Source organism: Kineococcus aridisoli, assembly GCF_050871885.1.
Lineage (GTDB): Bacteria > Actinomycetota > Actinomycetes > Actinomycetales > Kineococcaceae > Kineococcus.
This window is the reverse complement of the sequence record NZ_JBJLSF010000005.1, coordinates 29,579-55,444: the sequence shown is the minus strand read 5'-3', so window position 1 is coordinate 55,444 and position 25,866 is coordinate 29,579. Positions and strand designations below refer to the sequence as shown.

The window sequence follows — 25,866 nt, the reverse complement described above, 5'->3', positions numbered from 1 at the left end:
GTCTCGGTGCTCACGACCGCCCAGTCTAGGCCGCGACCGCGGACCGGCCGGTCCCGCGCCGTTGACCCGCGGGCGCCCCGGTGCCTAGGCTCGCTCCCGCCGTGAACGTTCACGGCCACTCCCCAGGACGCGAAGGAGCGCCACCGTGCCCACCTCCCCCACCCGCTGGGCCGTCATCGGCCCCGGTGGCATCGCCCGCCGCTTCGTGAGCCAGCTGCCCGCCGCGGGCCACGAGCTCGTGGCCGTCGGCGCCTCCCCCACCGCGGCCGGCGCCGAGCGCGCCCGCGCCTTCGCGGCGGAGTTCGCCCCCCTCTTCGCGGCCCCGGCCGCCGTCGGCGACTACGACGACGTCCTCGCCCGCGACGACGTCGACGCGGTCTACGTCTCCACCGTGCACGTCACCCACGCGAAGCTCGCCCTGGCCGCGGTCCGCGCCGGCAAGCACGTGCTGTGCGAGAAGCCCCTGGCCCCCAACCACGGCACCGTGATGGCCGTCGTCGACGCCGCCCGCGCCGCCGGGGTGCGCTTCCTCGAGGCGTACATGTACGCCCACCACCCGCAGACGGCGAAGCTGCTGGACCTCGTGCGCACCGGCGCGATCGGCACCGTCCAGCACGTCGACGCCAGCTTCGCGTTCGCCACCGGCGCGAAGGAGGGGCGCCTCTACGACGCCGACCTCGCCGGCGGCGGGATCCTCGACGTCGGGGGCTACCCCGTCTCCGCCGCCCACCTCGTCGCCGGCGCCGCCCTGGGCCGCCCGGCCGCGGTGACCGCGTTCTCCGCGCAGGGCACCGTCGGGGAGACCGGCGTCGACGAGTGGGCCGTGGCCTCGATCACCTTCACCGGTGGCGTGACGGCCTCCGTCCGCACCGGGGTCGCGCTGTCGGAGCCCCAGACGCTCACCGTGCACGGCTCCGGCGGCACGATCCACCTGCCCGACCCGTGGACGGTCCTCGGCGACACCCGCGTCGTCCTCACCCGGCCCGGCGCGCAGCCCGAGACGTTCGCGTTCGACCCCGAGCTGCCGGAGAACAAGGCCTACGCCCGCGAGGCCCGGGCGCTGGTCTCCGACGAGACCCCGGTGTTCACCCTCGACGACAGCCTCGCCGTCAACGCGGTCCTCAACCGTTGGCGCGACGCGATCGGCCTGCGCTACCCCTTCGAGGCCGACACCGCCGACATCCCGACGGTCTCCGGCCTGCCGCTGCGGCGCACCGAGCCCACCACCATGCGCTACGGGCGCATCGAGGGCTTGGACAAGCAGGTGTCCCGGCTGGTCATGGGCTGCGACAACCAGCCCGACCTCGCGCACGCCTCGGCGGTGTTCGACAACTTCGTCGAGGCCGGCGGGAACACCTTCGACACCGCCTGGCTGTACGGGATGGGCAAGTACGAGAAGCTGTTCGGCCGCTGGCTGGCCAACCGCGGGATCCGCGACGAGGTCAACGTCGTCGTCAAGGGCTGCCACACCCCGCACTGCGACCCCGAGTCGCTGACCCGGCAGCTGCACGAGTCGCTGGAGCGGCAGGGCGTCGAGCACGCCGACATCTACATGATGCACCGCGACGACGAGTCCATCCCGGTCGGCGAGTTCGTCGACGTCCTCGACGAGCACGCCTCCGCCGGGCGCATCACCGTCTACGGCGGCTCGAACTGGTCCCCCGAGCGCGTCGACGCGGCCAACGCCTACGCCGCGGCCAACGGCAAGCGGCCCTTCCGGGTGCTCAGCAACCACTTCGGCCTCGCCGAGGCCCTGGACGTCCCCTGGGCCGGCTGCCGCCACGTCACCGACGCCGCCTCCAAGCAGTGGCTGACCGAGCGCGGGATCGCGCTGCTGCCGTGGTCCTCGCAGGCGCGCGGGTTCTTCGCCCGCGCCGACGCCGCCGACCGCAGCGACGCCGAACTGGTGCGCTGCTACTACAGCGAGGAGAACTTCGAGCGCAAGGCGCGCGCGGAGAAGCTCGGCCGCGAGCTGGGCGTGCCGGCCACCGCGGTCGCGCTGGCCTACGTCCTCGCCCAGCCGTTCCCGACGTTCGCGCTCTTCGGCCCGCGCACCATCGCCGAGTCCCGCTCGTCGATGGCCGGCCTGGGCGTCGAGCTCGACGAGCAGCAGGTCGCCTGGCTGGACCTGCGCGAGGGGTGAGCGCTCCCCCGGCGCGCGCCGCGACGATCGTCGACGTGGCGCGCGCCGCCGGGGTGTCCCGGCAGACCGTCACCCGCGCGCTGCACGACATGCCCGGCATCAACCCCGCCACCCGCGAGCGCGTGCTGGCCGCCGCGCGGGAGCTGCGCTACCACCCCTCGCGCTTCGGGCGCGGGCTGGTGAAACCCGCCGCCCGCACCCTGGGGCTCGTGGTCGGCGACCTGGCCAACCCCTACTACGGCGAGCTCGCCTCGGCGGTCCTGGCGCTGGCGGCCGCCCGCGGCTGGCACGTGGTCATGGCCGAACCCGCGAGCGCCGCGGACCTCGCCGCCGGAGCGGACGCCGTCGTCGCCTTCACCGGCACCGCGTTCCCCGACCCCGCCGTCGGCGCCCCGAACCTGCCGGTCGTGGAGATCGACCCGCCGCACCCGCACCCGCGGCGCGCCAGGGTCGCCTTCGAGCGCGCCACCGCGAGCGCGCAGGCGGTGGACCACCTCCTGGCGCGCGGCAGCCTGCGGCCCGTCGTGCTCGACTCCACCACCCCGCCCGGGGGGTCCTCGCGGGCGGCCGCGTTCGTGGAGGCCTTCCGCGCCCGCGGCGTCGAACCCCACCTCGCGCACCGCACGAGCAGCTTCTCGCAGCTGCCCCCGGGAACCGACGCCGTCGTGGCCTTCAACGACCTCGACGGCCTGCGCCTGCTGCGCGAACTGCACGAGGCGCACCGCGCGGTGCCGCGCGAGGTCCGCGTCGTGGGCGTCGACGGCCTGGCCGTCGGGGAGTTCACCACCCCGCGGCTGTCGACGCTGGCCATCGACCTGGCCGAGGTGGCCCGCGCGGCGCTCGACCTCGTGGTCGAGCTCACCGACGCGGCCCCCGGCGCACCGCCGCCCGTGCGGGTGCTCGCGCACGTCTTCCGGGCGCGCGAGTCCACCTGAGGCCGGCGGCCGCCCGCGCGCCGCGGGGTGCCGGAGCGCACGGGCAGGATGGTCCGCGTCCCCGCCGGGGACCCCGCTCCCACCCGACCGGAAGGCGGCACGCCCGTGAACACGCGATCGGACCGCGACGACCTGACCGCCCAGCGCGAGGCCCTCACCGCCGCGCGCACCCGCTGGCGCGAGGCCCTGGTGGACCTCGCGCGCACCGCCTCCCGCGAGGGCGCCGCCGAGGTCGCCGACGAGGCGTCCGCCCTGGCGCGCGCGCTGGCCTCGCGGGCCAAGCGCCCGCCCGCGGTCGACGGTTCCGGGCTCGCCGGGGCCGTCTCCGCCCTGGCCCGTACCAGCGTTCCCTCCGACGCCTTCGACGAGGCCGCCGCCCGGGCGCGCGCGGCGGAGCAGCTGGTGGACCAGGCCGCCTACGACCTGCGCACCGCCTCGGGTGAGGACGGCTAGGAGCTGCCCCGCGGACCGTGGAGCGACGACGTCACGGTCATGTCGATCCCAGGACGTTCGGGACCCCTCACGAACATCGACGATCCGCTATGTTGACGGCGTGCCCGTCATCGACTCCGCCGACGCGCTGCTGCGGGAGGCCCGTCGACGCGCCGGACTCACCCAGGCTCAGCTGGGTCGACGCGCCGGCGTGACCCAGAGCGTCATCAGCGCCTACGAGTCCGGTCAGCGACAGCCCTCCCTGCCCACGCTGCTGCACCTGCTGCGCGCCAGCGGCCACCTGCTCGACGCCTCGCTCGTCGCCGTCGACGCACCGCCCACCGCCCCGCTGTCCGGCCCCCTGGGACAGCGCTTGCGCCGGCACCGCCGCAGGATCAGGACGATCGCCGCCGCCCACGGCGTGCACCACGTGCGCGTCTTCGGCAGCACCGCCCGCGGCAGCGAGCGCCCCGACTCCGATGTCGACCTGCTCGTGGACCTCCCGCCGGGAACAGGCTTGTTCGCGCTGGGACGCCTGCGCCGCGAACTGGAGGACCTCCTCCACGCGCCCGTCGACCTGGTGCCCGAGGACGGGCTCAAGCCCGAGGTGCGCGCGAACGTCGAAGCGGACCTGGTGCCCCTGTGAGCCGGCACGCCCACCAGCGCCTGCTGGACGTGCTCGCGGCCCTGGACGCCATCGAGGCCCACACCCGTCGCGGAGACCTGTCCGACGGCCTCGTCTTCGACGCGGTCCGCGTACGGCTGATCGAGATCGGCGAGGCCGTCAAGGCCGTGCCGGAGGAGGTGCTGGCCGGCGAGCCGGACCTGCCGTGGTCGGAGATCGCCCGCATGCGCGACCACCTCGCCCACCGCTACTTCGACACCACCCGCTCCATCGTCACCGCCACCGTCACCCAGGACCTGCCCGAGCTGCGGCGCGCCGTCGAACGCCTGCTGGCGAACACCGGCGCCTGACGCCGGGACGTCGCGGTCATGGCGCGCTGCGGCGCGTGCACAACGGTGCTGCACTGCGCCCACCAGCCGCCGCACGGTCGTCCTGACGCCCTTCCCAGGAGCCGTCGACCGGCTCCCCACCCGTGTACGTCCGGGCGACCACCGCACCAGGCACGTCCTCGCCCCCAGGACGTGTTCGCGCGATCCCGTGAACGTCCTGAGCTGGCCCTCATCGGCTAGCTCAGCCACCCACCGCTTATCGGCCTCCTGCTCAACGGCCTCCGGGAGGACCGTCAGCCGACCGCGGCGAGCCAACCGATGACCCTCGGGAGCGGACTGATGCCTGCGGCGCGCCACGAAGCAGGACTGCCACCACGAGCTGCTGCTCCGACAGCTCCGACTTCACGGTCATGTCGCCTCGCGGGCGCGTCCGGTCGTGGCGCTGACTTCGCGCTCTTGCGGATGACCAGGTGAGCGTTGAGCACCGCGATCATCCGCGGGTTCCGCACCTGGCTCGTGCCGCGCGAGGACCTGCGGATCGACCAGCCCACGTAGACCGCTCCGCTGCGGTCGACCTGGGCGCCGACGCTGGCCCGTCCACCTCCACGACCGTGAAGTGCTCGGTGGCCGATGCCCGCGGGGAACCGTCGGCGTTGAGGGGGTACCGGCGCTGGGCCACTGACCGCAGCCACGGCGAGCAGCGCACCACCATCGGCGGGCGGGGAGGCTGCTCTCCTCGGGCGTCAGGGCCGGGCTCTGACGCTGGAAACAGGTGACGCCGTCGGATCCCGCGAGGTCCTACGCATCGCGGTGCGCCCGCGCCAGCTGCTCTCCGCGCTCTCGCAGGCGCTCGCGCAGCTCGGGCGGCTCGAGAACCTGCACCCCGGGCACCGCGCACAGCTGGTCGGTGGCGACATCGACTCCCTCCACCCCCAGCTGGACCTCCACGTGCCCACCAGGCAACGCGACGGCGTCGTGGGTGGCCGAGGCGGTGAGCCGCCCCGGGACGTGCCGGATCAAGTCCGGCAAGCTCTCGGCGGGCAGCACGAGACGGACCCGGACGCGGCGCAGGTCGGCATCGAAGGCGTCGGCGGCGGCTTGCCAGTAGCGGTGCAGGTCGAAGTCGTCCGGGCGCACCGCGGCCTCGGCGCGCACGGTGACGGATTCCACCCGCGAGGTGCGGTACGTGCGCAGCCTCCCGCGGTGCGCCGCGACCAGGTACCACCGCCCCGCCTTGAGCACCAGGCCCAGCGGATCGAGCCGACGAGCCACGCTGCCCTCAGCGCGCCGGTAGCGGACGTCGACGCGGCGGCCGGTCCACACGGCCCGAGCGAGATCACCCAGCGCCGCCTCCGGCGCCGCCGGGCTGAACCAACCGGTCGTGTCGAGCAGCACGCACCGGTTGACCACGTCCAGCTGCGCCTGCACCCGGGCGGGCAGACCCGAGCGCAGCTTGGAGCGGGCGACGGCGAGCACGGCGCCCAGGCCCAGGTCGGTGGCCGCTGCGCCGCCGAGCCCGAGCGCGGTCACCTCGTCGGGCGAGAGGCCTTCGACAGGAGAACGCCACCGCTCGACGATGCCGATCCCCCCGCCGGCGCCCTGCAGCGCGTACAGCGGCGCCCCGGCCAGCTGCAGCGCCTCGACGTCGCGGTAGATCGTGCGGACCGAGACGCCGAGTTCCGCCGCCAGCGCGGACGCCGTGGTCCGGCGGTCGCGCTGCACGCACAGCAGCAGGGCGACGAGGCGGGAGGAACGCACCTGCTGACCGTAGTGGCAGACCTGACAGCAGGTGTCAGGTCCGCGCCGCAGAGTGGGTCCCATGACTTCCGCTGAACGACCCTTGTCCGGTGTGGTCGCGCTCGTCGCCGGGGCCACCCGCGGCGCCGGACGCGGGATCGCCGTCGCCCTGGGCGCCGCCGGCGCCACCGTCTACTGCAGCGGCCGCAGCAACCGCGGGAGGCGGTCCGACTACGACCGTCCCGAGACCGTCGAGCAGACCGCCGACCTGGTCGAGGCCGCCGGCGGCACGGGCATCGCCTGCATCACCGACCACCTCGACCCGGCCCAGGTCAGGACGCTCGTGAGCCGCATCGACCACGAGCAGGGACGGCTGGATGTCCTGGTCAACGACATCGGCGGTGAGCACTACGTCGACTTCGGCAAGACGGTGTGGGAGTACGACCTCGACCGCGGCCTGGCCCTGCTGCGCGCCGGCCTCGAGACGCACCTGATCACCAGCGCCGTCGCGCTGGGCCTGCTCACCCGCCGGCCGGGTGGGCTCGTCGTCGAGGTCACCGACGGCACGACGACGTTCAACACCCCGCGCTTCCGCGAGACGGTCTTCATGGACGTCACCAAGCACGCGGTGAACCGCCTCGCCTGGGGGCAGGGGCACGAACTGGAGCGCGTCGGCGGTACGGCTGTCGCAGTCACTCCCGGCTGGCTGCGCTCGGAGATGATGCTCGACGTCTTCGGCGTCCGCGAGGACTCCTGGCTCGAGGCGACGAAGCAGCCGAAGACCGACGGCCCCGATCCGGCGGACTTCGCCATCTCCGAGTCGCCGGCGATGATCGGGCGTGCGGTGGCTGCGCTGGCCGCCGACCCCGACAAGGCGCGCTGGAACAAGGCATCGGTCACATCGCACGCGTTGGCCGAGCACTACGGCACCACCGACGCCGACGGTTCGCGGCCGGACGCGTGGCGCTACGTGGAGGAGGTCCGTGAGAGGGGCCTGCCCGCCGACGTCACCGGGTACCGCTGACGAGCCCTCCCGCACCTCGACCACCGGGAGCGTGCAACAGCGTCGCCACCCGAGCCTGCAGCAGCCAGGAACTGGCCGCCGGGCCCAAGCGCGCGGTCAGAGCGAGAACGACGCCCCTGATCGAGGCGCACGCTCGACTGCCCACCGGACGAAGGCCGGGCTCCTCGACAAGTCGTAGGCGGTCCGCCACTCACCACCCACGAGACCGCTGTCGCTCCACGTCACCACCGTAGGGACCAGCGCGCGGTGCGTCCGCTCATCCCGCCCTGCGGGCGACGTCACGGTCGTGGCGCGATCCGGGCGCGGTCGTGGGTGGTCGATGATCTCGTGGTCGTGCCGATGCGGGTGCCCGTGAAGGGGTGCGTCGACACGTGGCTGCGATCCTGCAGGCGCTCCAGCCGCTCACGAGCCCGCGCGCAGCACCTCACGAGCATGCGCGAAGTCGTGAGCCACCGCCGCGGCTTGCGCACCGCTCAGGTCCACGCGCGAGGCCTGCTGCACCGCCTCCACCGCTGCATCGAGCTCTCCAGTGCGCACCAGCAGCTCGGCGCGGTGCAGCAGCACTCGAACCTCCTCGACCGGCGGTCCCCCCGGGTGGCGCTGCACCCCGCGCTCCAGGACCTCCAGGGCCCGCGCGTGGTCACCGCGCGCGTCACCCTGGCGGGCCACGACCTCCAGCACCCGTGCCAGGCCCCGGCTGCGGGGCCGATCACCGGCCTCACCATCGTCACCGGGCCCACCGGCCTCGTCGACGTCGTCCTCCTCGACGTCTGCGCTGCCGTAGAAGCGCAACCAGTTGCCACCGACGTCCACGACCGTGGACCCCGTGGTCGTGCCCTGCTTGCGGCGAGGGCGCAGCACTCGCGGCACGCCTGCCGAGGGCAGGCGGCCGCAGTGCCGGCGGAGGCGGTCGACGAAGTCCGCGTACAGGTCGTGCGCATCGGGCACCACGACGATCACGCTGCTCACCGACGAGGCGGGGTCGAAGCTGTCGATCCCGCACAGGTGGACCGTCATGTCCTCGCGCGCCACCACGGCGTGGGGGTTGGGGCGCACCTGGCGGTAGGTGCGGCGGAAGCCCAGAGCACCGCAGAAGGCGATCGCCTCGTCCAGGTCGGGACAGGGCAGCACCGGATGGGTCCGCTCACCGCTCCAGCCTGACCCCTCGCACCTGCCCTCGTCCACGACCGATCGCCCGCTCACGGCGCCGGCTTCGCGCTCTTGACGACCTGCGCGAGATCGTCACGCTCCTCGCGGGCTGCCTGCGCGCCGCAGCCGACGAGCAGCAGATGGCTGCCGGCGCGCGTGTCACGTCGCAGGACATCGGTGACAGTTCCGCATCAGGACATCGGTGACAGTCACAGCCGTCTTGGTGGTGGTACTCCCCGCTCCTCCGGCTCCTCACCGCTGGACTCCGCCGGCCTCCGCGGAGCGCGCGGACCCCGCACCAGGTGACGCGCACGGGCCGGTCGTGCTGCCGGGGCGACGGACACCACCAGGGCTGGAAGCACCGCTGGAGCCGTCAGCGGCTTGCCCGTGCCGCCTGGCCTCCACGGTCACGGACGTCACGGTCACGGACGTCACGGTCCTGGCGATGGCCGCTGGCGGTACCGGAAGATCGTCCCCGGCTGCCCCTGCTGCTGGCACGCTGGTCACGTGATCCTCCCGAAGGTCCGCGACCCGCGACTGGTCACGATCCGCCGCGGCGGAGAACTCACCGACGAGGACCACCGGCTCCTCGCCCTGTGGGCCGCTGACTGCGCTGAACACGTGCTGCACCTCTTCGAGGCCGAACACCCCTCGGACACCCGCCCACGCGAGGCCATCGAGGCAGCACGCGCCTGGGCCGGCGGCAGCGTGCGGATGATGGACGCCCGAGCTCGCGGTGGGCACGCGATGGGAGCGGCCCGCCCGCTGCGGGGGGCTGCCCGCTGCGCCGCCTGCGCCGCGGGCCAAGCCGCGTGCGTGCCTCACGTGCCCGAGCACGACCTCGGCGCCGCCGCCTACGCGATCAAGGCGGCACGGGCAGCAGGCACGGCCGGTCCCACCACCGGACGGCTTGAGCGCGACTGGCAGCGCGAGCAGCTCCCGGAGCGCATCTGGGCCCTGGTGCTCGAGGACCAGGCCAGGCGCAACGCGATCTGCTGGTCCGTCTTCGACGACTGACGAGACCTGGCGCTCATCCCGCGTCGTGCGCGCTGTCGCTGGCGGCTGGTGGCTTCGCGGCCCATCGAGAGGCACGAGATCGCAATCTGCGTCACCGGAGGAGGGTGGTGCGGCCCGGCCGAGCTCACATCGACCGCTACGCACCGATGACCTCGGTACGACGACAGCGCCCCCCGAAGGACTCGCGCTCAGGACCTGGCCAGCGTAGCCAGAAATGGCTACAGTTCACTGGCGTGAAGACCATCACCGCCCGCGAACTGCGCAACGAGTACGCGCGCATCCTGCGAGAGGTGGAAGACGCGGGCGAGGGCTACACGATCACCAACCACGGCCGACCTGTCGCCCGCATCACGCCCATCGCACCCGTCCCCGACCGCCTGCGCGCCTTCAGCGGCGTCCCCCTCAGCGCCGCCGCCAGCCTCAACTCCGCCGCCGGCCCGTTCGACCACTCCGAACTCGAACGTCAGGTGGCCGCGACGTTGGACCCGCTCGCACGTGATCCCTACGCGGGGCGCGACGACGAGCCGGACACCGAGGCCGTCCAGCCACGCCAGCCCGACGACTCGAACTCCGCGACGGACGCCCACGCCGTCCGCGAGCGGGCGACCGCCCACGGCCACCAGGTCGCCCCTCGTGGTCCACGACTGGGCGACCTCGCCCAGCAGATCGCCCAGGAGAGGCTCAACCAGCAGTGACCGCTGGATACCTCTTGGACACCAATGCCCTGATCGACGTCCTGCGCGCTCCGAACGGAGCGACGTTCAGCATCGACCCGGACCAGCCCACCTACGTCTCGCAGATGACGTTCGCAGAACTCCGTTTCGGCATCGCCGTGGCCTCCGGGCCGACTCAGCAGCAGCGCCTCACCGACTTCACCACCGCGCGGCGCCTGTGGCCGAGCGCCCTCCCCGTGGACGACACCGTCGTGGACGCCTACGGACAAGTGGCTGCGACCATCTTGGCGGCCGGCGGGACGAGGAAGCAGCTCCGCATCCAGGTCGTCGAGGCCTACCTCGCCGCGACCGCGCACGCCTTCGACCTCGAACTGGTGACCAACGACCTGAGCGACTTCCAGGACGTGTCCGGCCTCATCGCCGTCACCCCGTTGACCGTCACCGCACCGTAGGAGACCAGGCACCGGCGATCGCGTGCTCATGGCGGAACGCGCAGTCACCCCGCCGTCCGCGCGGTCGCTCCACCGACGACGTCCGTTCCGGCGATGGCCGTGCGCGTGGAGATCATCGTGCAGGCCGGTGGACCTCGGGGTGATCACCCGTCTGCGCACCGGTGCTCCTGCCAGGATCGACGGGTCGTCCCCACGATCGGAGGGTCATGACCGCGTCGACCGACGGGACCGCAGGTGACGGGACCGGTGTCGTGGCCACGGCGTCGGTGGCCACGGCGTCGGTGGCCAAGGCGTCGATGGTGGGCGCGGCCGCCGGCGGGCTCGTCCTGGTCGTGCTCACCCTGCCGCTGCTCGTGCACGCGGTGATGTGGTCCGTCTTCGATCCAGGCGCAGCGCCGTGGTCCACGCTGTCAGCGATGGCTGCTGCCGGGCTGCTGCCCGTGCCGTTGGCAGCGGGGATCGCGTGGGCGCAACGCGCCGACGTCCGGGTGACAGCGGTGCTGGTGGGCGTCCCCCAGCTCGTCCTGTCCGCCGCGCTGTCGCTGTTCTGGGTGTGGGGCCGGCAGTAGTCGGGTGCGTGGGCACCTCGAGCGGTGAACACGCCGTCTCGATCGCCGACGTCTCCGAGCAGCCTCCCCACCCCGAGTCGCCCGATGCGCCTCCGGTCTCGGGTCCATCCACGCCATGCCGCAGCGCGGGCGTCGCGCGGGGCGGCGGTCAGGTTCCGAACTCGACGTACCCGCCCGCCTCGTCGTGGCCCACCGCTCCACTCTCGCGGTGTTGGCGTGCTCCACCGCCTCCGCGAACGCCACCGGATCGCAGCTGTACGGCCCCGAAGCCCACACCGGTACGCGCTGCCGGTGAGCACCCGGCCCTCGCAGACCACGAAGCGGTGCTCGTGGTCCAGCTCCAGCAGTTGCCGGCAGTACTGCACCTGCAACCGCGCATCGCGCCGCCGGCCAGCGCCGCGCGGCGGAAGTCCGCCACCTCCCCCACACCGGCCGGTGCCTGCACCAGCTTCAGCAGCGCCGGTTCGAGGGACATCCGCCCGGCGGGCACCTGATCCAGCGTGGTGGGGACCACCTGCCGCCCCGACAGCTCAGGATCGACGCTGCTGAGCCGGTTCCAGCCGGGTGCCGCCAGCGCCGGCGCCAGCCCGGCCGACTGCGGGCGGGCGGCGTAGTCGTCGGCCATCCAGAAGGTCAGGGAGTCGAACTCGGCCGCCAGCGGCACCTGGGCGGCCCAGGGGAGGAACAGGCGGCGATCGCCCCGGCCCGGGGCCAGGCGCACCGCGACCGTGGCGGCTCGGGCGATGACGCACAGGGCACGGGACACACCCGTCACGCTGGCCGAGCAGCGGGGTGGTCGTCCAGTCCGTTCCGGGTCGTGGCGCTGTCGTGGACGTCGGCGACCGTCTTCACACGTCGAAGAGCGGACGTTCGTCTCGTCGGCTGAGTACGGTCGTACGGGTCCGAGCCCCGGGAGGTCCGGGGCGCAGCCGAGCAGGAGGCCGACGGTGCAGGCGTTCGAGGTTCCGCGTGCGGTGAGCGCGGCCGCAGCGATCGCTTCGTCGCTCGGCCTCGCCGTCGACGACGCCGTCCTGCTCAACGTCTCCAACAAGCTCGCGGTGCGCCTGCGCCCCTGCGACGCCGTGGCGCGGGTGGCGCTGGACACAGATCACGTCGCGCCGTTCGAGGTCGACATCGCCCGACGGCTCGCCGAGCGCGCGAGCCCGGTAGCCCGTCTCGATCCCCGGGTCGAGCCGCGCGTCTACGAGCGCGACGGCTTCGCGCTCACGCTGTGGACCTACTACGAGCCCCTGCCGGGCCGCAGCACCGCACCCGCCGCCTACGCCGAGGCGCTGGCGCGGCTGCACGCCGGCATGGGCGGGCTCGACGTCCCGGCACCACACGTCACCGAGCGGATCCAGCAGGCCCGAGAGCTCCTCGCCAGCCGCGAGCGCACCCCAGCGCTTGCCGGTGCGGACCGGGAGGTCCTGCGCCGCGCGGTGCAGGACCTGAGCCCGGCGATCACCCGGGGCGCCGGCGCGGAGCAGCTGCTGCACGGCGAGCCGCACCCGGGGAACCTCCTCGCGACGCAGCAGGGGCCGTTGTTCATCGACCTCGAGACGTGCTGCCGCGGGCCGGTCGAGTTCGACCTCGCCCACGCGCCCGAGGACGTGGCCGAGCACTACCCGGGCGCCGACCCCGACGTGCTGCGCGCGTGCCGGATGCTCGTGCTGGCGATGATCACCACATGGCGCTGGGACCGCGACGACCGGCTCCCGGGCGGGCGGGCGCTGGCAGCTCAGTGGCTGAGCCAGCTGCGGGTGATGCTCGATCGCCACGGCGCCACCGGCTGAGCGCGCTGCACGTCGGCTCCGCGCTCGCCGTCGCCGTGTCCACGGCGAGCCGTCCGACTGCTCGCCCCATCCGCTCACCCCGTCGATGAGCGACGTCCTGCGCCGCAACGGCGGATCGTCGTGCAGAACCTCGGCGGGCTTCCGCCGCGTCTGCGGCGGCGGCGCCGTTGGCCGTGGGCTCCCCCGCGCGCCCGCCCCAGCCGATCAACGGTGCACCCGGTAGCGCAGGTGCAGCGCCCGCTCACCCTGGACCACCACGTCCGGCCCCTCCAGCAGGTGCTGCGCGGGCACCTACCCGAAGCAGCGCTTGCCGGACCCGGACACGACAGGCACGACGTCCATGCGCACCTCGTCGACCAGACCCGCGGCGAGCACCTGCCCACCGACGTCGCCGGCGAAGGAGGACGGCGCCGCGGGGTCCCGGCCCTCGGGCGTGGGCCGGTGCGTCACGACGACCACGTGCTCGACCCCGCTCGAGGGCTCGCCGTCCCAGCCGCCGGTCGTGTCGAAGACGTGGCGGCCCGGGGTCGTCGTGCTCGTCGGCGATGAAGCCGTCCACCGACACCGACACCGAGCCGTGCACGACCGACCTGCCCACGCTGCTCTCCTCCGCTCCGGGCAGTCCTGCGCAGGTGACTTCGAGGCGTCGAGGGAGTCGTCGGCGGCAGCACCGCTGCCGAACCGGGCGAACGACGCCCGCTCGGGGTGCCCTGCGGGCGCGCTCGTGGTCGGCGACTCCCCGCCTGTGCCGATGCCCGACCTGTCAGCGCAGCGCGGCAGGAAGAGGCATGGGCTACCGCGACACCTCCGCCTCCGTGGCCGAGGGCTGCCGAGCCTCCACCGGCGAAGCACCGCCGGCACGGGCGAGCCCACGGTGGCCGGTGTGCAGCACGCGATGCTCACCGCACGTCCCGGGCGCTGCACGCAGGAGGAGGTGCTGCTGGCCTCCTCGCCCGAGGTCCGCGCGCGCCGCGCCACCAGCAGCGACGTCGACGCCGATCAGGAGCACCTGCGAGCCCCGCCCTGCAGGACCGACGCCCACCCCAGCGGCTCATCGACCGCATCGCCGACCCCGTGGTGCGCCGCCTGGCTCCCGGCCCGCTGGGTCGGCGCCGGCCGGTGGCGGTGCTCACCGTCACCGGCCGGCGCAGCGGGCGCCGCTCGGACGTGCCCGTGGGGGTGCACCGGTCGCCGGGCAGCGCAGCACGGTGGAGGTGACCCTGGTGGAGGACCCCGCAGCGGAACGTCCTGCTGCTGCACTGAGGCACCTCGCTGGCGCTGTGCGCGGCCGTGCGCGGTCGTGGCTGCGGGCGCGTCCGGTCAAGGCGCCGTGCAGGCGCGTCCAGGGCCGCCGCCGGCGTAGGACAGCTGCAGGGTCACCGGGCGGGTGGTGTCGCTCACGACCTCCGCGGACCAGCCGTGGTGCCGACGACGGCGCCGCGCACCGCACTGGCCCGGAGGCGATCGGACAGGGCGAGGACCTCCTCGCGCAGGGCGTCGGGGGTGATCACCTCGAAGTCCCAACCGAGCCCTGCCAGCATGCGGGCCATGCCGGCGAGGTGCTCGACGCGCGTCTGCAGGAGCACGCCGTCGGGGTGCTCGCTCAGCCGTCCCACGCTCGGGGGCAGGCGCTCGCTCGCTGCCGCGAGGGTGGTCCGCAGCACGACGGCGACCTCGTGCGACCACCCGACCGCCGCGATGCCGGACACGACCTGCACCGTCGCGTCGAAGTCGGCGGGCACGACGTAGGAGCCGTCGCAGGAGCCGTCGCCCTGCCTGACCGAGGCGATGCGGTCCAGGCGGAACGTCCGCACGTCATCACGGCCGTGGTCGTGCCCGGTGGCGTACCACCGGCCGCCGTGGAAGACCAGGCCGTAGAGGTCGAGCTCACGCTGCGACTCCTGCCCGTCCCAGGCGGTGTAGGCGATCACGACGGTGCGCCGCGCCTGCGCTGCCCAGGCCAGGTCGAGCAGCGTGTCGGCGCCGGCGGGAGAGCCGGCGCGCGCCGGAGTCGTGAAGCGTGCGCTCGACACCAGGCTGTCGAGCCGCTGGCTCAGGGACCGCGGCAGCACGCGCGACACCTTGGCCAGCGCGCTCGCCGTCGCCGAGTGGTCGGTGGTGGCCAGCCCCGCGCGTTCCGCGGCCCGCAGACCCAGCACGACGGCGACGGCCTCGTCGTCGGTGAGCATCAGCGGCGGCAGCTTGTACCCCGGGGAGAGCCGGTAGCCGCCGTACCTGCCCCGCTGCGCCTGGACCGGGATCCCGAGGTCGGCGAGGTGCTCGGCGTAGCGCCGGACGGTCCGCTCGTCGACCCCGAGCCGCACCGCGAGATCGCCGACGGTGCGCTGCCCACCCGCCTGGAGCAGCTCCAGCATCGCCAGCACGCGCGCGGTGGGGCTGCTCACGCCCGTCCTCGGGGCTGTCCGGGAGCAACGGCGATGTCCAGTCCGGATACCGGGCGGGAATTGTCCATAAACCACCCTAACGTCACGGTCATGGGCACCACCACCTATGTCCTCGTCCCCGGCTTCTGGCTCGGCGCCTCGATCTGGCGCACCGTCGCGGACTCGCTGAGCGCACGCGGCCACGTCGTGCACGCCGTCGACCTGTCCGGCATGGGCGAGCGCGCGCACCTGGCCTCGCCGCAGACCGACCTGACCACCCACGTCGACGACGTCGTGCACCTGCTCGAGCAGCACGACCTGCACGACGTCGTGCTCGTCGGCCACAGCTACGGCGCCCTGGTGACGACCGGTGCGGCAGACCGCGCGCCGGAGCGCGTGGCCCGCCTGGTCTACATCGACTCCGGTCCCCTGCCGGACGGCACGGCGCAGGCCGACTTCGAGGGACCCGACGCGCGGGCGGCCAACGAGGACCTCGTCGTGACAGGCGGCGAGGGCTGGAAGCTGCCACCGCCGCCCTGGGCCCTGATCGCCGCCGAGGCGCCCGATGTCGACGACGACGCCGTGGCTGCGCTCGTCGAAGGCTCGCAGCCGCAGCCTTGGCGCACCGCCACCCAACCGGTCGTGCTCACGGGCGCCTGGGAGCGCCTGCCGCGGACGGGTGTGCTGTGCAGCTTCAGCCTCGAGCGACTGCGGCAGATGGCGCCCTGCGCGCCGGTGCTCGCGCACATGGTCGACGGCGACTGGACGTACGTCGAGCTGCCGACGTGGCACTGGCCGATGGTGAGCCGACCGGTGGAACTCGCCGAGGTGCTGGCGTCGGTCGGCTGCCAGGCGCCCGCACCCGGTTGCTCCGCGCGCAGGACGCGCGCTCATGGCGTTCAGCGCGGCGCTGAGCCGTCCGGGACGCACGACGGCCGCCGAGCTCGGTAGCCCGGCGGCCGTCGTGGTGATCGATCCGGCAGTCGCCTCTCGGCGAGAGGCCGCTCGAGGCGGCTGGAGGTGAGGCCCGGGGACGCGCAGCGGATCGACCACCCTCTGCACGCCGACGCCGGGCAGCGGCGTTCCCGGCTCCAGCGCGTCTCAGCACAGCCCGCCGGACACCCGATCCGACCCCTCACCTCGACCCCTCGCTGAGCACCCCGACCCGCTGACTCGCCGCCACGATCTCCAGCCACGATCTCCAAGCGCCGATCCTCGTCAGCAGCAGCCGACACGCCCCATGACGAGGACGCTCCCGGCGCAGTCGGTCAGGACGCGTTCGGCGGTCGAGCGGGTGCGCTCGAGCTGCCCCAGGACAGCGGCGCGCACATCAGGACGCTCCAGCACCGCCGCACACCACTGGAAGTGCCCGTCAGCGGTGCCGCTGCAGGCGTTGGCCCCGATCAGGGCGTACACCGCCTTGAAGCGCAGCACGTCCTCGCGCTGGGCGCCGAAGGCCTCGACGAAGAGGTCCGTCAGGCGCTGGTCGGTGCGCAGCGCGTGCGGGCCGTACATGTCGAAGAAGCCCGACGTCAGCGCCATCTCCAGCACGGGGTCGGCCAGCACGGTCAGGAAGCCCCGGTCCAGGACGGCCGTGAGCCGGCAGTCCTCGTCGACCAGCACGTTCTCCGGGCAGACGTCCCCGTGCTGCAGGGCGAGCGGCACGTCCTCGCGGGAGGCGAGGAACTCGTCGCAGGCCCGCACCAGGTCAGCGAGGCGATCGACGTGGCGGCCCAGCGGGGCCGGGGCAGCTGGGGCAGCACCGGATCGCTCCGGGCACCGCTGCCGTCACGGGGTCCCACGTCGATCACCGCCCCCGTCGGTCAGGACCGCGGGTGGTCGGTCCACCGCTCCGGGAGCGGTCGCAGCGACCGGAGCGAAGACCATCACCTCGGTCTCCTGCCCTCCGTCGACACCGCGCTCCCCTGTGGGCACGAAACCGGCCCGCTGCCAGGCGCGCACCGCACGCCCGTCGTCCACGGCCGGGTCGACCGTCAGCTCCCGCCATCCGCGAGCGGTCAACTCCTCGGCCAGCGCCCGCGCCACCACCGGCCCCAGTCCCCGACCCTGCGCGCCGGCGGCGAGGAACATGTCCAGGCCGCAGCGACCGCGCTCGTGCCACGCCTGGATCAGCCCGACCGGTCCCGCCGCCGTCTCGATGACGTGCACCACGACCCCGGGCAGGCGCGCCCCGGTGTACTTGGCGCGCACCTCCTCCAACGCCACGGGCGCACCGCCCCACCAGCGGTGCACCTGCTCCTGGCTCAGCCAGGCGGTGATGGTCTCCGCATCGGCGGGGCCGGACAGGCGCAGGCGCAGGCCTCGCGAGGGGTCGATCGTCAGCTCCGACGGGTGGCTCCGCACCATCCCCCGATGCTGGGGCACGACGAGCTGCGCCACCTCCCGGCCCCGTCGATGCATCCGCTCCCCACCGGCTGCTCACAGCTCCCGCAAAGCACGCCTGTCCATCGTGAGTGCCATGACGGAGATCGACGCGCCCCCCGCCCCCGCACCGCGACGACGGCTGCGGAACCACGCCACCCGGGTGGCCGCCGTGCTGCTGGCCGGCAGCCTCGCCCTCACCGGGTGCAGCACCACGAGCACCGACGCGGCGGCCGGCTCGACGACCGGCTCGACGGCGAGCAGCTCCAGCTCGATCACGGACGCCGCGGCCAGCTCGACCACCGACGCCACCACCACCGCGCAGACCATCGGCGACACCACCGCCGCCGCCGAGGCCTTCCTCGCCACCTTGAGCGAGGAGCAGCGCGAGGCGGTGCTGCACGCCTACGACGACGAGACCAGGACCACCTCCTGGTCCAACTTCCCCGTCACCTTCGTGGAGCGCGCCGGCCTGAACCTCACCGACCTCACCACCGAGCAGCAGAGCGCCGCCCTGGCCGTCCTGCAGTCCCTGCTCAGCGAGGAGGCCTACGCCACCGTCACCGCCATCATGGGCGGGGATCAGTACCTGGCCGAGAACAGCTCCTCCACCGAGGAGAGCCTGGGCCAGTACTACATCGCCTTCTTCGGCGACCCCTCCACCACCACGGCCTTCGAGGTCCAGTTCGGCGGGCACCACCTGGGCATCAACGCCACCCTCGACGGCGCCTCCGACGCGATCACCTTCGCCCCGACCCACCTGGGGGTGCAGCCGGCCGTCTACACCGACGCCGACGGCGACGAGGTCCAGCCCTTCGACGGCATCTACACCGACGCCTTCGCCTTCTTCGACAGCCTCACCGCCGAGCAGCAGGCCACCCTCACCTCCGGCGAGGTCAGCTCCTGCGCGCCCGGCGACACCTGCGACTTCGCCACCGGCACCGGGCTGACCGGCGCGGAGCTGACCGACGAGCAGGAGCAGCTGCTGCTGGAGCTCATCGCGAACTGGGCGGGCATGGCCGACGCGGAGAGCACCGCCACCACCCTGGCCGAGATCGAGGCCACGCTCGACGACACGGTCATCGCCTGGTCCGGTGAGACCACCTACGACATGAGCACCGGCGACGGCATCTCCTTCTCCATCTCCGGCCCGGACGTCTACGTCTCCTTCCAGGCGCAGAACGGGTCGGCGGGTGCGGACGTCGACGGCGTCACCACCAGCGGCTGGGGCCACGTGCACACCATCTACCGCGACCCGACGAACGACTACGCCGGCAGCGTCACCCAGCAGGCCGCGTCCGGGATGGGCGGCGGCGGAGCACCCGGCGGCGCCCCGTCCGGCGGCGCCCCGTCCGGCGGCGCCCCGTCGGGCGAGTGACGGCCACCCGACCACACCGGAACCCCCCACGCCGGGAGGACCACGACCCCGCCACCGCTGGACGTCGCCGGCGGGCAGGGCCGGACGCACGAGCGCCCGGGACCCCGCGGGGTTCCGGGCGCTCGCCGGTGGGGTGCCGAGGTCAGGACTCGGCGCCGTCCTGCTGCTCGCGGCCGCTGCCGCGGCCCTGCTCGAGGGCGTCGGTGCCCGGGCCGCCGATCAGCACGTCTGCACCGTTGTCGCCGGCCAGGCGGTCGTCGCCGAAGCCGCCGACGAGCACGTCGTCGCCGTTGCCGCCGGAGAGGGTGTCGTCCCCGGCGCCGCCGCAGACCACGTCGTCCCCGTTGCCGCCGGTGATGACGTCGTTCCCGCCCAGACCCATGATCACGTCGCGGCCGTTGGTGCCCTTGAGCACGTCGTTGCCCTCGGTGCCGCGGATCGTGGGCACCAGGCCCTGGCAGCGCTCGTCGAGGTCGATGCCGAGGACGATCGGGTCGTGGTCGCTGGAGCGGTACGGGTTCGGCGCGTACAGCGCATCGTCGCCGGTGTACTGGTAGGCGAAGGACTCCACCGAGTTGATGTTCCAGTGGGTCGCGTCGGTGACCTTGGCGGTCAGCTCCGCGCTGGCCAGGGCGTGGTCCAGGGAACCGGACAGCGCGTCGAAGACGTAGCTGTAGCGGCCCTCGTCGAACCGCTCACCGAGGTCGACCAGGCCCGCGTCGGTGCGCAGGACCTCGATCGGGTCCTCCTGCGTGTAGGCGTTGAAGTCGCCCAGGGCCACCACGTCGGCGTCGCCGGTGCTCGTGCGCAGGTCCGCCAGGAACCCGGCCAGCGAGCGGGCCTGCCGGACGCGGTCGCCGTTGAAGGAGCCCTGGCCGGTGTCGGCGTTGTCGCCGGTCCCGGTGCCGCCCTTGGACTTGAAGTGGTTGGCCACCACGGTGAACGCGTCGCCGTCCTTGACGAACGTCTGCGCGATCGGCTCGCGGGCGTTGGACCACACGCTCTCGTCGACCAGGCCGACGGGCTCGCCGACCGGCTGCACGACGTCCTGCTTGTAGACGATCGCGTTGCGGATGACGTCGCGGTCCACCGCGTACAGCTCGTCCGGCATCGGCACGTACGCCCACTCCTCGAACCCGGCGGCGGTGTTCAACCGCCGCACCAGGTCCGCCAGGGCGGTGTTCGCGTTCCCCGGGGTCAGGCCGGTGGAGTCGGTGTCCTCGATCTCCATGAGGGTGACCACGTCGGCGCCCAGCGCGCGGATCGCGGGCACGATCTTGCCGGCCTGCTGCTCGAGCTCGGCCTGGCTCGTGGCGCCGCGCCCGACGTTCTGGTCGAAGGTGAGGAAGTAGTTCAGCACGTTGAACGCGCCGACCTGCACGTCGCCGCCGACGGCCTCGGGGGCCCGCGGGCGGGTGTCCTGCGGGGCGAAGACGCCGTCGGCGCTGCCGTCGGCCGGCTGCAACCGCCAGGCGTCGAAGCCGTAGCCGAGCACCAGCGGCTCGGTGAAGGTCAGCTCGTCGCCCACGCGCACGGGCGTGGCGGGGCTCAGGTACGGGCGGGTGGTGACGCTGACGCGGGCGCTGACGGCGTCGTCGAGGACGATGCTGCGCAGGGCGTTCTGCTCGGCGATCGCCTGCGCACCGGCGCCGGGGCGGGCCAGCTCGGTGGGCTGCACGAGCACGCCGCCCTCGGACAGGGTCAGCTCGCCGTAGGTGGTGAGGTCGTAGACCTCGCTGACGGTGAGGCGGTCGGCGGGGGCGACGCGCATGCCCTCCAGGCGCTCGCGGGCGGCGTCGTCCGCGGGCAGGTCCAGCACGGCGGGCGCGGGCAGGTCGGCTGCGGTGCCCTCGGCGGTGACCGTCACGGAGGAGGCGGAGACCTGCGTCTGCTCGAAGCGCTCCTCGGCCCGGCCGGTCACGGTGACGGTGTCGCCGAGGTCCACGGCCACGGCGCTGGAGACGAAGACGCCGTCGGAGGTGGCGGGGTCGCCGTCGCCGTCGGGGTCCTGCAGGTAGAACCCGGACAGGCCCGGGGTGTCACCGACGACGACGCCGGTGACGGTGACCTGCCGACCGGCGAGCGGGGTCGTCGCACCGGTGCCCTGCACGGCGCCGATCTCGACGACCTCGCCGGGCAGGGAGGGCTCGGGGGTGGCGGCCGGGGCGTTGACCGCGCCGCGGGTGGCGGGGGCGGGGCCGGACCAGGTGAGGGCGCCGTCGGCGGCGACGGTGCGCGACAGGGACTGACCGGCGGGCTCGGTGCCCTGCTCGGCGACGCCGATGTCGGTGCTGGTCCGTCCCGCGGCGGGACCGTTCGTCGCGGTGAACACGCCCTCGTAGGAGAGGAACTCGAGCACCTCGGTGCCGCGCACGAGCGCGACGCCGTCCGGGGAACCGTTCTGGACGCCGTTCGCGGGGTAGTCGACGACGGCCACGGCGGGCGCGTCGGCGGGTGCGGTGACGGCCGGCAGCGGGTCGGTGTCGTAGCTGGCGCCGTTGCCGCCGTTGTAGAGGACGATCGACAGCCCGGCGGAGCTGGTGCCCGCGGGGAGCTGGACCTCGACGAACTCGCCGGTGTCGGTGCCGGCGTTGTCGTAGTGGATCTCCGAGACGAACGGCGCGGTGGGTGCGGCGGAGGCGGGCAGTCCGAGCGCGGTGAACGCGGCACCGGCGACGCCGAGGGCGACGCAGCCACCGGTCAGGCGCGCCGCGCGGGAACGGCTGGGCATGGGGGTCCTTCCGGACGGGCACGGGGAGTGCTCAGAAGGTAACCCGGCTCAGGGGGTGCTCAGCACCGCCCGGGGTCGCTCCCGGGTTAACTTCAGGTGACGTCCGGGTGGCGCGGTGAGCGGTCGCTCACGAGGGGCGCGCCCTGCGGGTCCGGAAGGGGCCGGCGGCGCGCGAACGGTTCCCCGGACCCCTTGCCAGGTGCGAGGATCCGGCCCGCACCGCACCAGCGTCCCCCGGAGAGACATGTCCCCCGCACCAGCGCGCCGCGCCGCGCTCGCCCTCGTCCTGGCCTCCACCCTCGTCGCGGCCCCCGCGACCGCCGTCGCCGCCCCGAAGCCGCCGAAGGCGCCCAAGGCCGACTTCACCCTGACGATCCTGCACGCCAACGACCTGGAGTCCTCCCTGCTGCCCGTCACGGGCACGGACGGCAGCACCTACGGCGGGGTGGACCGCTTCGTGGAGCTCCTCCAGCGCGAGCAGCGCGCGGCCGTCACCGGCGCCCCCGGTCCCGGCCAGGCCGGCAAGCGGGGCGTGCTGACCGTCTCCGCCGGCGACAACTTCCTGCCCGGCCCGCAGCTGGCGGCCAGCGAGGGTTCCGGGCGCCCGGTCTACGACGCGACGGCGTTCAGCGCCGCCGGTTTCGACGTCTCGATCTTCGGCAACCACGACTTCGACCAGAACCCCGACTTCCTCGCCCGGTGGCTGGGCGACGTCTCCCCGGGCACGGCCTTCGTCGCGGGCAACCTCGGCTTCGAGGCCGAGCCGCGGCTGCTCGCCGAGGTCCGCGACGGCACGATCGTGCGCACCCACGTGCAGCGGGTGAAGGGCGAGCGCATCGGCGTCATCGGCCTGACCACCCCCGAGCTGCCGCGCCTGAGCAGCTCGCGCGGCGTCACCGTCGACCCGGACCTGGCGCGCATCGCCAACGCCCAGGCCGCCGCCTACGCCGCCGCCGGCGTCGACAAGGTGGTCCTCGTCTCGCACCTGCAGGACATCGACAACGAGGTGGCCCTGGCCGGGCAGCTGCGCGGCGTCGACGTGATCGTCGGTGGCGGCGGGCACGAACTGCTCGCCGACCCCGGTGACCCGCTCGTCGCCAACGGCGTGACCCCCTACGGGCGCTACCCGCTGACCCCGACCGACGCCGACGGGCGGGTCGTGCCCGTCGTGACGACCAACGCGCTGCACACCTACGTCGGCCGGCTCGTGGTGACCTTCGACGAGCGCGGCGACCTCCTCGCCGTCGACGAGGCCGCCTCGCGGCCGCTGCCCGTGCTCGCGCAGGGCCCGGACGCCGTGCAGCCCGACGCCCAGGTGCACCAGCAGGTCGTGCAGCCGGTGCAGCAGTACGTCTCCTCCCTCGCCCAGCGGGTCCTGGCCCGCTCGGAGGTGCCGCTGAACGGCGTGCGCAACGACGTGCGCAGCCGCGAGACGAACCTGGGCGACCTCGCCACCGACGCCCTGCTGGCCGCCGGGCGCCGCGAGGCCGCCGCCGCCGGGGTGAGCGCGCCGGTCGTGGCGCTGCAGAACGGCGGCGGCATCCGCAACGCCTCCGTGCTGCCCGCCGGGGAGATCAGCGCCCTGGACACCTACACGGTGCTGCCCTTCGCCAACTTCGTCGGCGTCGCCCCGGCGATGCCGGTGGAGACCTTCCTCGCCGGCGTCGAGCACGGCCTGTCCGCGCAGGTCACCGGCGGGGTGCTGCAGCCGGCCGGGTCCTTCGCGCAGGCGGCCGGCTACCGCGTGCGCTACGACCCGGCCCGGCCGGCCGGCTCGCGCGTCGTCGACCTGGTCCTGGACGACGGCACGGTCCTCGTCCGCGGCGGGGTGCCCACCGGTGCGGTGCAGACCCTGTCGGTGGCGACGATCGACTTCATGCTGCGCGGCGGGGACGGCTACCCCTTCGACGGCGTCGCCTTCACCGTGCTGCCGGTGACCTACCAGCAGGCGCTGGCGACGTACCTCACCGGCGACCTGGCCGGCCGGGTGAGCGCCGCGGACTACCCCGTGGGCGGTGAGGGCCGCATCACGGCCGTCTCCTGAGCGGACCAGCCTGCCGCGCCCGCCCGGTCCCCGGACCGGGCGGGCGCGGCGACCGCGTGCACCTGGACGCCCTCGGCGCGGAAGGGGGCGAGGACGCTGTCCGGGACGTCGTCGGTGGTGACGAGGTGGGTGAGGTCGCCGACGCCGCCGAAGCGGAAGGTGGAGGTCCGGACGAGCTTGTCGGCGGTGGTGACCAGCACGCGCCGCCGCGCCGCGCGCAGGCAGGCGCGCTTGACCTGGGCGTCCTCGTAGGTGGTGGAGGTCAGCCCGGTGCCCGGCAGGGCGGCGCAGGCGCCGAGGACGGCGACGTCGCAGCTGACGTCGGCGAGCGCGGCCAGGGCGGCGCTGCCGGTGAAGGCGAGGGTGTCGGTCTCGACCGGGCCCCCGGGCACGACGGTCCTGACCCCGGGGCGGGCGGCGAGCGCCGCCGCGGAGTGCAGCGACAGGGCCAGCGCGGTCAGCGGGCGGCCGACGAGGTGCCGGGCGACCGCGTAGCAGGTGGTGCCGTTGTCGAGGACGAGCGACTCGTGGTCAGCGACGAGGCCGGCGACGACGGCTGCGAGCGCGTCCTTGCGCTCGCGGTCGGTCTCGAAGCGCACCGAGAAGGGCATCAGCGTGCCGCGCGCGTCGGCGCGGGTGGCGCCGCCGCGCACCCGGCGCACCGAGCCGTGCTCGGCGAGCTCGGTCAGGTCGCGGCGGACGGTGATCGGCGAGGCCCCGGTGAGCGCGCACAGCGCGTCGACGGTCACGGTGGCGCCGGAGGAGACCGCCTGGACGATCGCCCGGTGCCGTTCTGATCGTTGCACGTGATCATCCAACCACCTACGTTCCCGGCGTGCTCCGAACCCCCGCCCCGTCCTCCCCCCGCCGCGCCCGCGCCGGCGTGGCCCTGGTGTTCTTCACCAACGGCGTCCTCTTCAGCGCCCTGCTGCCGCGCTACCCCGAGTTCAAGGCGCTGTTCGGGCTCGGCGACAGCGGGTTCGGGGTGCTGGTCGTCGCCTTCGCCGCCGGCGCCCTGCTGGCGGCACCCCTCGCCGGACGGGTCGTCCGCCGCTTCGGCGCGCTGCGCGCGACCGTGGTCGGGTCGGCGGCGCTCGCGGCGGCGCTCGCGGTGGCCGGCGGCAGCCGCGAGGTGTGGCTGTTCGCGCTCGCCCTGGCGGTGGCCGGAGCCCTCGACGCGGTCGTCGACGCGGCGCAGAACGTGCAGGGGGTGCTGGTCGAGCAGTGGCACGGCCGCTCCGCCGTGAACTCCTTCCACGCCGCCTGGTCCGCCGGCGCGGCCACCGGCGGAGCCCTCGGCGCCGCGGCGGCCGCCGCGCACGTGGACCCGGGGGTGCAGATGCTCGTCAACGGCGCCGCCTGGGTGCTCGTCGCGGTCCTCGCGTGCCGCCTGGCCGTGGTCCCCGCCGACGTCCGGGCCGCCCTGCGCGCGGACGAGCAGCACGAGCGGACCCCCGCCGCGCCGCTGCGCACCGGTGCGCGCCGGCACGCCTGGCGGGCGCTGCTGCCGCTGGTGGTGCTCGCGATCTGCGGCACGCTGGTCGAGGACGTGGTCGGCAACTGGGCGGTGCTGTTCGTGCGCACGCGGACCGGTGCCCCGGAGGCGGTCGCGGGGCTGGTCCTCAGCGCCGCGCTGCTCGCCCAGTTCGCCGGACGGCTGCTCGGCGACCCGATGACCGACCGGTGGGGCCGCGCGGCCGTGGCCCGCGCCGGCGGGCTCGTCGTCGCCGCGGGCGCGGCGCTCGTCGTGACTTCCCCCGCGCCCGCCCCGGCGTTCGCCGGGTTCGCCCTCGCCGGGTTCGGCTGCGCCACCCTGGTGCCGGCCGCGTTCGCGGCCGCCGGCCGCGTCCCGGGGCTGCCGGAGGGCACGGGCATCGCCCTGCTGGGCTGGCTGATGCGGATCGGCTTCCTGCTCACCTCCCCGGCGGTGGGCGCGCTGTCGGACCTGACGGACCTGCGGACCGCCCTGCTCGTGCCCGTCGCCGCCGGACTGCTCGCCGCGCTCGTCGCGCACGCCCTGCGCCCGGCGGCCGCCGGGGCGCCACCGGCCGCGCGCTAGCGTCCCGGC

General features: G+C 74.3%; 23 protein-coding genes and 1 pseudogene. 15 read left to right on the top strand and 9 right to left on the bottom strand.

The features are described 5' to 3' along the window. Positions 1–145 precede the first annotated feature (145 nt). From ACRYM2_RS02760 to ACRYM2_RS02740, 5 genes are all read left to right on the top strand, one after another. The gene (locus ACRYM2_RS02760; RefSeq protein WP_432519691.1) at positions 146–2,143 is read left to right on the top strand and encodes an aldo/keto reductase; all 1,998 of its coding nucleotides are present in this window, start codon (positions 146–148) and stop codon (positions 2,141–2,143) included. Next, entirely contained in the window at positions 2,140–3,078 is a 939-nt protein-coding gene (locus ACRYM2_RS02755; protein ID WP_432519690.1) for a LacI family DNA-binding transcriptional regulator, read from the top strand. The genes ACRYM2_RS02760 and ACRYM2_RS02755 overlap by 4 nt, the downstream gene beginning before the upstream one ends. Before the next feature lie 105 nt (positions 3,079–3,183). Next, a complete protein-coding gene (locus ACRYM2_RS02750; RefSeq protein ID WP_432519689.1) occupies positions 3,184–3,531 on the top strand; it encodes a hypothetical protein in 348 nt (115 codons plus the stop codon). A gap of 100 nt (positions 3,532–3,631) precedes the next feature. Continuing rightward, positions 3,632–4,156: a helix-turn-helix domain-containing protein gene (locus ACRYM2_RS02745; protein WP_432519688.1), complete on the top strand. Its 525-nt coding sequence runs from the start codon at positions 3,632–3,634 to the stop codon at positions 4,154–4,156. Continuing rightward, the gene (locus ACRYM2_RS02740) at positions 4,153–4,485 is read left to right on the top strand and encodes a HepT-like ribonuclease domain-containing protein (protein WP_432519687.1); all 333 of its coding nucleotides are present in this window, start codon (positions 4,153–4,155) and stop codon (positions 4,483–4,485) included. The genes ACRYM2_RS02745 and ACRYM2_RS02740 overlap by 4 nt, the downstream gene beginning before the upstream one ends. 777 nt (positions 4,486–5,262) lie before the next feature. Here the strand turns inward: ACRYM2_RS02740 and ACRYM2_RS02735 are convergent. Next, complete coding sequence (locus ACRYM2_RS02735; RefSeq protein ID WP_432519685.1) at positions 5,263–6,222, bottom strand: helix-turn-helix transcriptional regulator; 960 nt, start codon at positions 6,220–6,222, stop codon at positions 5,263–5,265. 61 nt (positions 6,223–6,283) lie between these two features. Here ACRYM2_RS02735 and ACRYM2_RS02730 point away from each other — a divergent pair, with 61 nt between their 5' ends. Beyond that, positions 6,284–7,225, top strand: a complete 942-nt coding sequence (locus ACRYM2_RS02730; protein WP_432519683.1) for an SDR family oxidoreductase — start codon at positions 6,284–6,286, stop codon at positions 7,223–7,225. Between the two features lie 402 nt (positions 7,226–7,627). On the opposite strand, the gene ACRYM2_RS02725 is transcribed toward ACRYM2_RS02730, so the two are convergent. Beyond that, complete coding sequence (locus ACRYM2_RS02725) at positions 7,628–8,410, bottom strand: DUF8817 family protein (RefSeq protein ID WP_490055055.1); 783 nt, start codon at positions 8,408–8,410, stop codon at positions 7,628–7,630. A 471-nt stretch (positions 8,411–8,881) separates the two neighbouring features. On the opposite strand from ACRYM2_RS02725, the gene ACRYM2_RS02720 reads away from it, so the two are divergent. From ACRYM2_RS02720 to ACRYM2_RS02705, 4 genes are all read left to right on the top strand, one after another. Further along, positions 8,882–9,391, top strand: coding sequence for a putative immunity protein (locus ACRYM2_RS02720; RefSeq protein ID WP_432519680.1), 510 nt, complete (start codon positions 8,882–8,884; stop codon positions 9,389–9,391). Between the two features lie 233 nt (positions 9,392–9,624). Beyond that, entirely contained in the window at positions 9,625–10,086 is a 462-nt protein-coding gene (locus ACRYM2_RS02715) for a type II toxin-antitoxin system Phd/YefM family antitoxin (protein WP_432519677.1), read from the top strand. 14 nt (positions 10,087–10,100) lie between these two features. Beyond that, positions 10,101–10,517 (top strand): type II toxin-antitoxin system VapC family toxin, encoded by a 417-nt coding sequence (locus tag ACRYM2_RS02710; protein WP_432519676.1) that lies wholly within the window; start codon positions 10,101–10,103, stop codon positions 10,515–10,517. 206 nt (positions 10,518–10,723) lie between these two features. Next, a complete protein-coding gene (locus ACRYM2_RS02705; RefSeq protein ID WP_432519674.1) occupies positions 10,724–11,086 on the top strand; it encodes a hypothetical protein in 363 nt (120 codons plus the stop codon). A 148-nt stretch (positions 11,087–11,234) separates the two neighbouring features. On the opposite strand, the gene ACRYM2_RS02700 is transcribed toward ACRYM2_RS02705, so the two are convergent. Next, positions 11,235–11,852, bottom strand: a complete 618-nt coding sequence (locus ACRYM2_RS02700; RefSeq protein ID WP_432519672.1) for a hypothetical protein — start codon at positions 11,850–11,852, stop codon at positions 11,235–11,237. Between the two features lie 181 nt (positions 11,853–12,033). On the opposite strand from ACRYM2_RS02700, the gene ACRYM2_RS02695 reads away from it, so the two are divergent. Then, complete coding sequence (locus ACRYM2_RS02695) at positions 12,034–12,879, top strand: phosphotransferase (protein WP_432519670.1); 846 nt, start codon at positions 12,034–12,036, stop codon at positions 12,877–12,879. Between the two features lie 204 nt (positions 12,880–13,083). Here the strand turns inward: ACRYM2_RS02695 and ACRYM2_RS02690 are convergent. Both ACRYM2_RS02690 and ACRYM2_RS02685 read right to left on the bottom strand, forming a co-directional pair. Next, positions 13,084–13,410 (bottom strand): annotated as a pseudogene (locus ACRYM2_RS02690) (dihydrofolate reductase family protein); the annotation flags it as partial. 866 nt (positions 13,411–14,276) lie between these two features. Then, entirely contained in the window at positions 14,277–15,284 is a 1,008-nt protein-coding gene (locus ACRYM2_RS02685; protein ID WP_432519668.1) for a helix-turn-helix transcriptional regulator, read from the bottom strand. Between the two features lie 90 nt (positions 15,285–15,374). Here ACRYM2_RS02685 and ACRYM2_RS02680 point away from each other — a divergent pair, with 90 nt between their 5' ends. Continuing rightward, positions 15,375–16,214 carry an alpha/beta fold hydrolase gene (locus ACRYM2_RS02680; protein WP_432519666.1) on the top strand — a complete coding sequence of 280 codons (840 nt, stop codon included), beginning with the start codon at positions 15,375–15,377 and terminating at the stop codon, positions 16,212–16,214. Positions 16,215–16,481: 267 nt separating this feature from the next. Here the strand turns inward: ACRYM2_RS02680 and ACRYM2_RS02675 are convergent, their stop codons facing one another. Then, complete coding sequence (locus ACRYM2_RS02675; RefSeq protein ID WP_432519752.1) at positions 16,482–17,000, bottom strand: phosphotransferase; 519 nt, start codon at positions 16,998–17,000, stop codon at positions 16,482–16,484. A 51-nt stretch (positions 17,001–17,051) separates the two neighbouring features. Then, positions 17,052–17,630 carry a GNAT family N-acetyltransferase gene (locus ACRYM2_RS02670; RefSeq protein ID WP_432519664.1) on the bottom strand — a complete coding sequence of 193 codons (579 nt, stop codon included), beginning with the start codon at positions 17,628–17,630 and terminating at the stop codon, positions 17,052–17,054. A 112-nt stretch (positions 17,631–17,742) separates the two neighbouring features. Here ACRYM2_RS02670 and ACRYM2_RS02665 point away from each other — a divergent pair, with 112 nt between their 5' ends. Further along, positions 17,743–19,023, top strand: coding sequence for a DUF3500 domain-containing protein (locus tag ACRYM2_RS02665; protein WP_432519662.1), 1,281 nt, complete (start codon positions 17,743–17,745; stop codon positions 19,021–19,023). Positions 19,024–19,165: 142 nt separating this feature from the next. On the opposite strand, the gene ACRYM2_RS02660 is transcribed toward ACRYM2_RS02665, so the two are convergent. Then, positions 19,166–21,754, bottom strand: a complete 2,589-nt coding sequence (locus ACRYM2_RS02660; protein WP_432519660.1) for an ExeM/NucH family extracellular endonuclease — start codon at positions 21,752–21,754, stop codon at positions 19,166–19,168. A 244-nt stretch (positions 21,755–21,998) separates the two neighbouring features. Between ACRYM2_RS02660 and ACRYM2_RS02655 the strand changes: the two genes are divergently transcribed. After that, a complete protein-coding gene (locus ACRYM2_RS02655; RefSeq protein WP_432519658.1) occupies positions 21,999–23,798 on the top strand; it encodes a bifunctional metallophosphatase/5'-nucleotidase in 1,800 nt (599 codons plus the stop codon). On the opposite strand, the gene ACRYM2_RS02650 is transcribed toward ACRYM2_RS02655, so the two are convergent. Next, the gene (locus tag ACRYM2_RS02650) at positions 23,756–24,604 is read right to left on the bottom strand and encodes a DeoR/GlpR family DNA-binding transcription regulator (protein WP_432519656.1); all 849 of its coding nucleotides are present in this window, start codon (positions 24,602–24,604) and stop codon (positions 23,756–23,758) included. The two genes, ACRYM2_RS02655 and ACRYM2_RS02650, sit on opposite strands and share 43 nt — an antisense overlap. Before the next feature lie 29 nt (positions 24,605–24,633). On the opposite strand from ACRYM2_RS02650, the gene ACRYM2_RS02645 reads away from it, so the two are divergent. Next, positions 24,634–25,857: an MFS transporter gene (locus ACRYM2_RS02645; RefSeq protein ID WP_432519654.1), complete on the top strand. Its 1,224-nt coding sequence runs from the start codon at positions 24,634–24,636 to the stop codon at positions 25,855–25,857. Positions 25,858–25,866 lie beyond the last annotated feature (9 nt).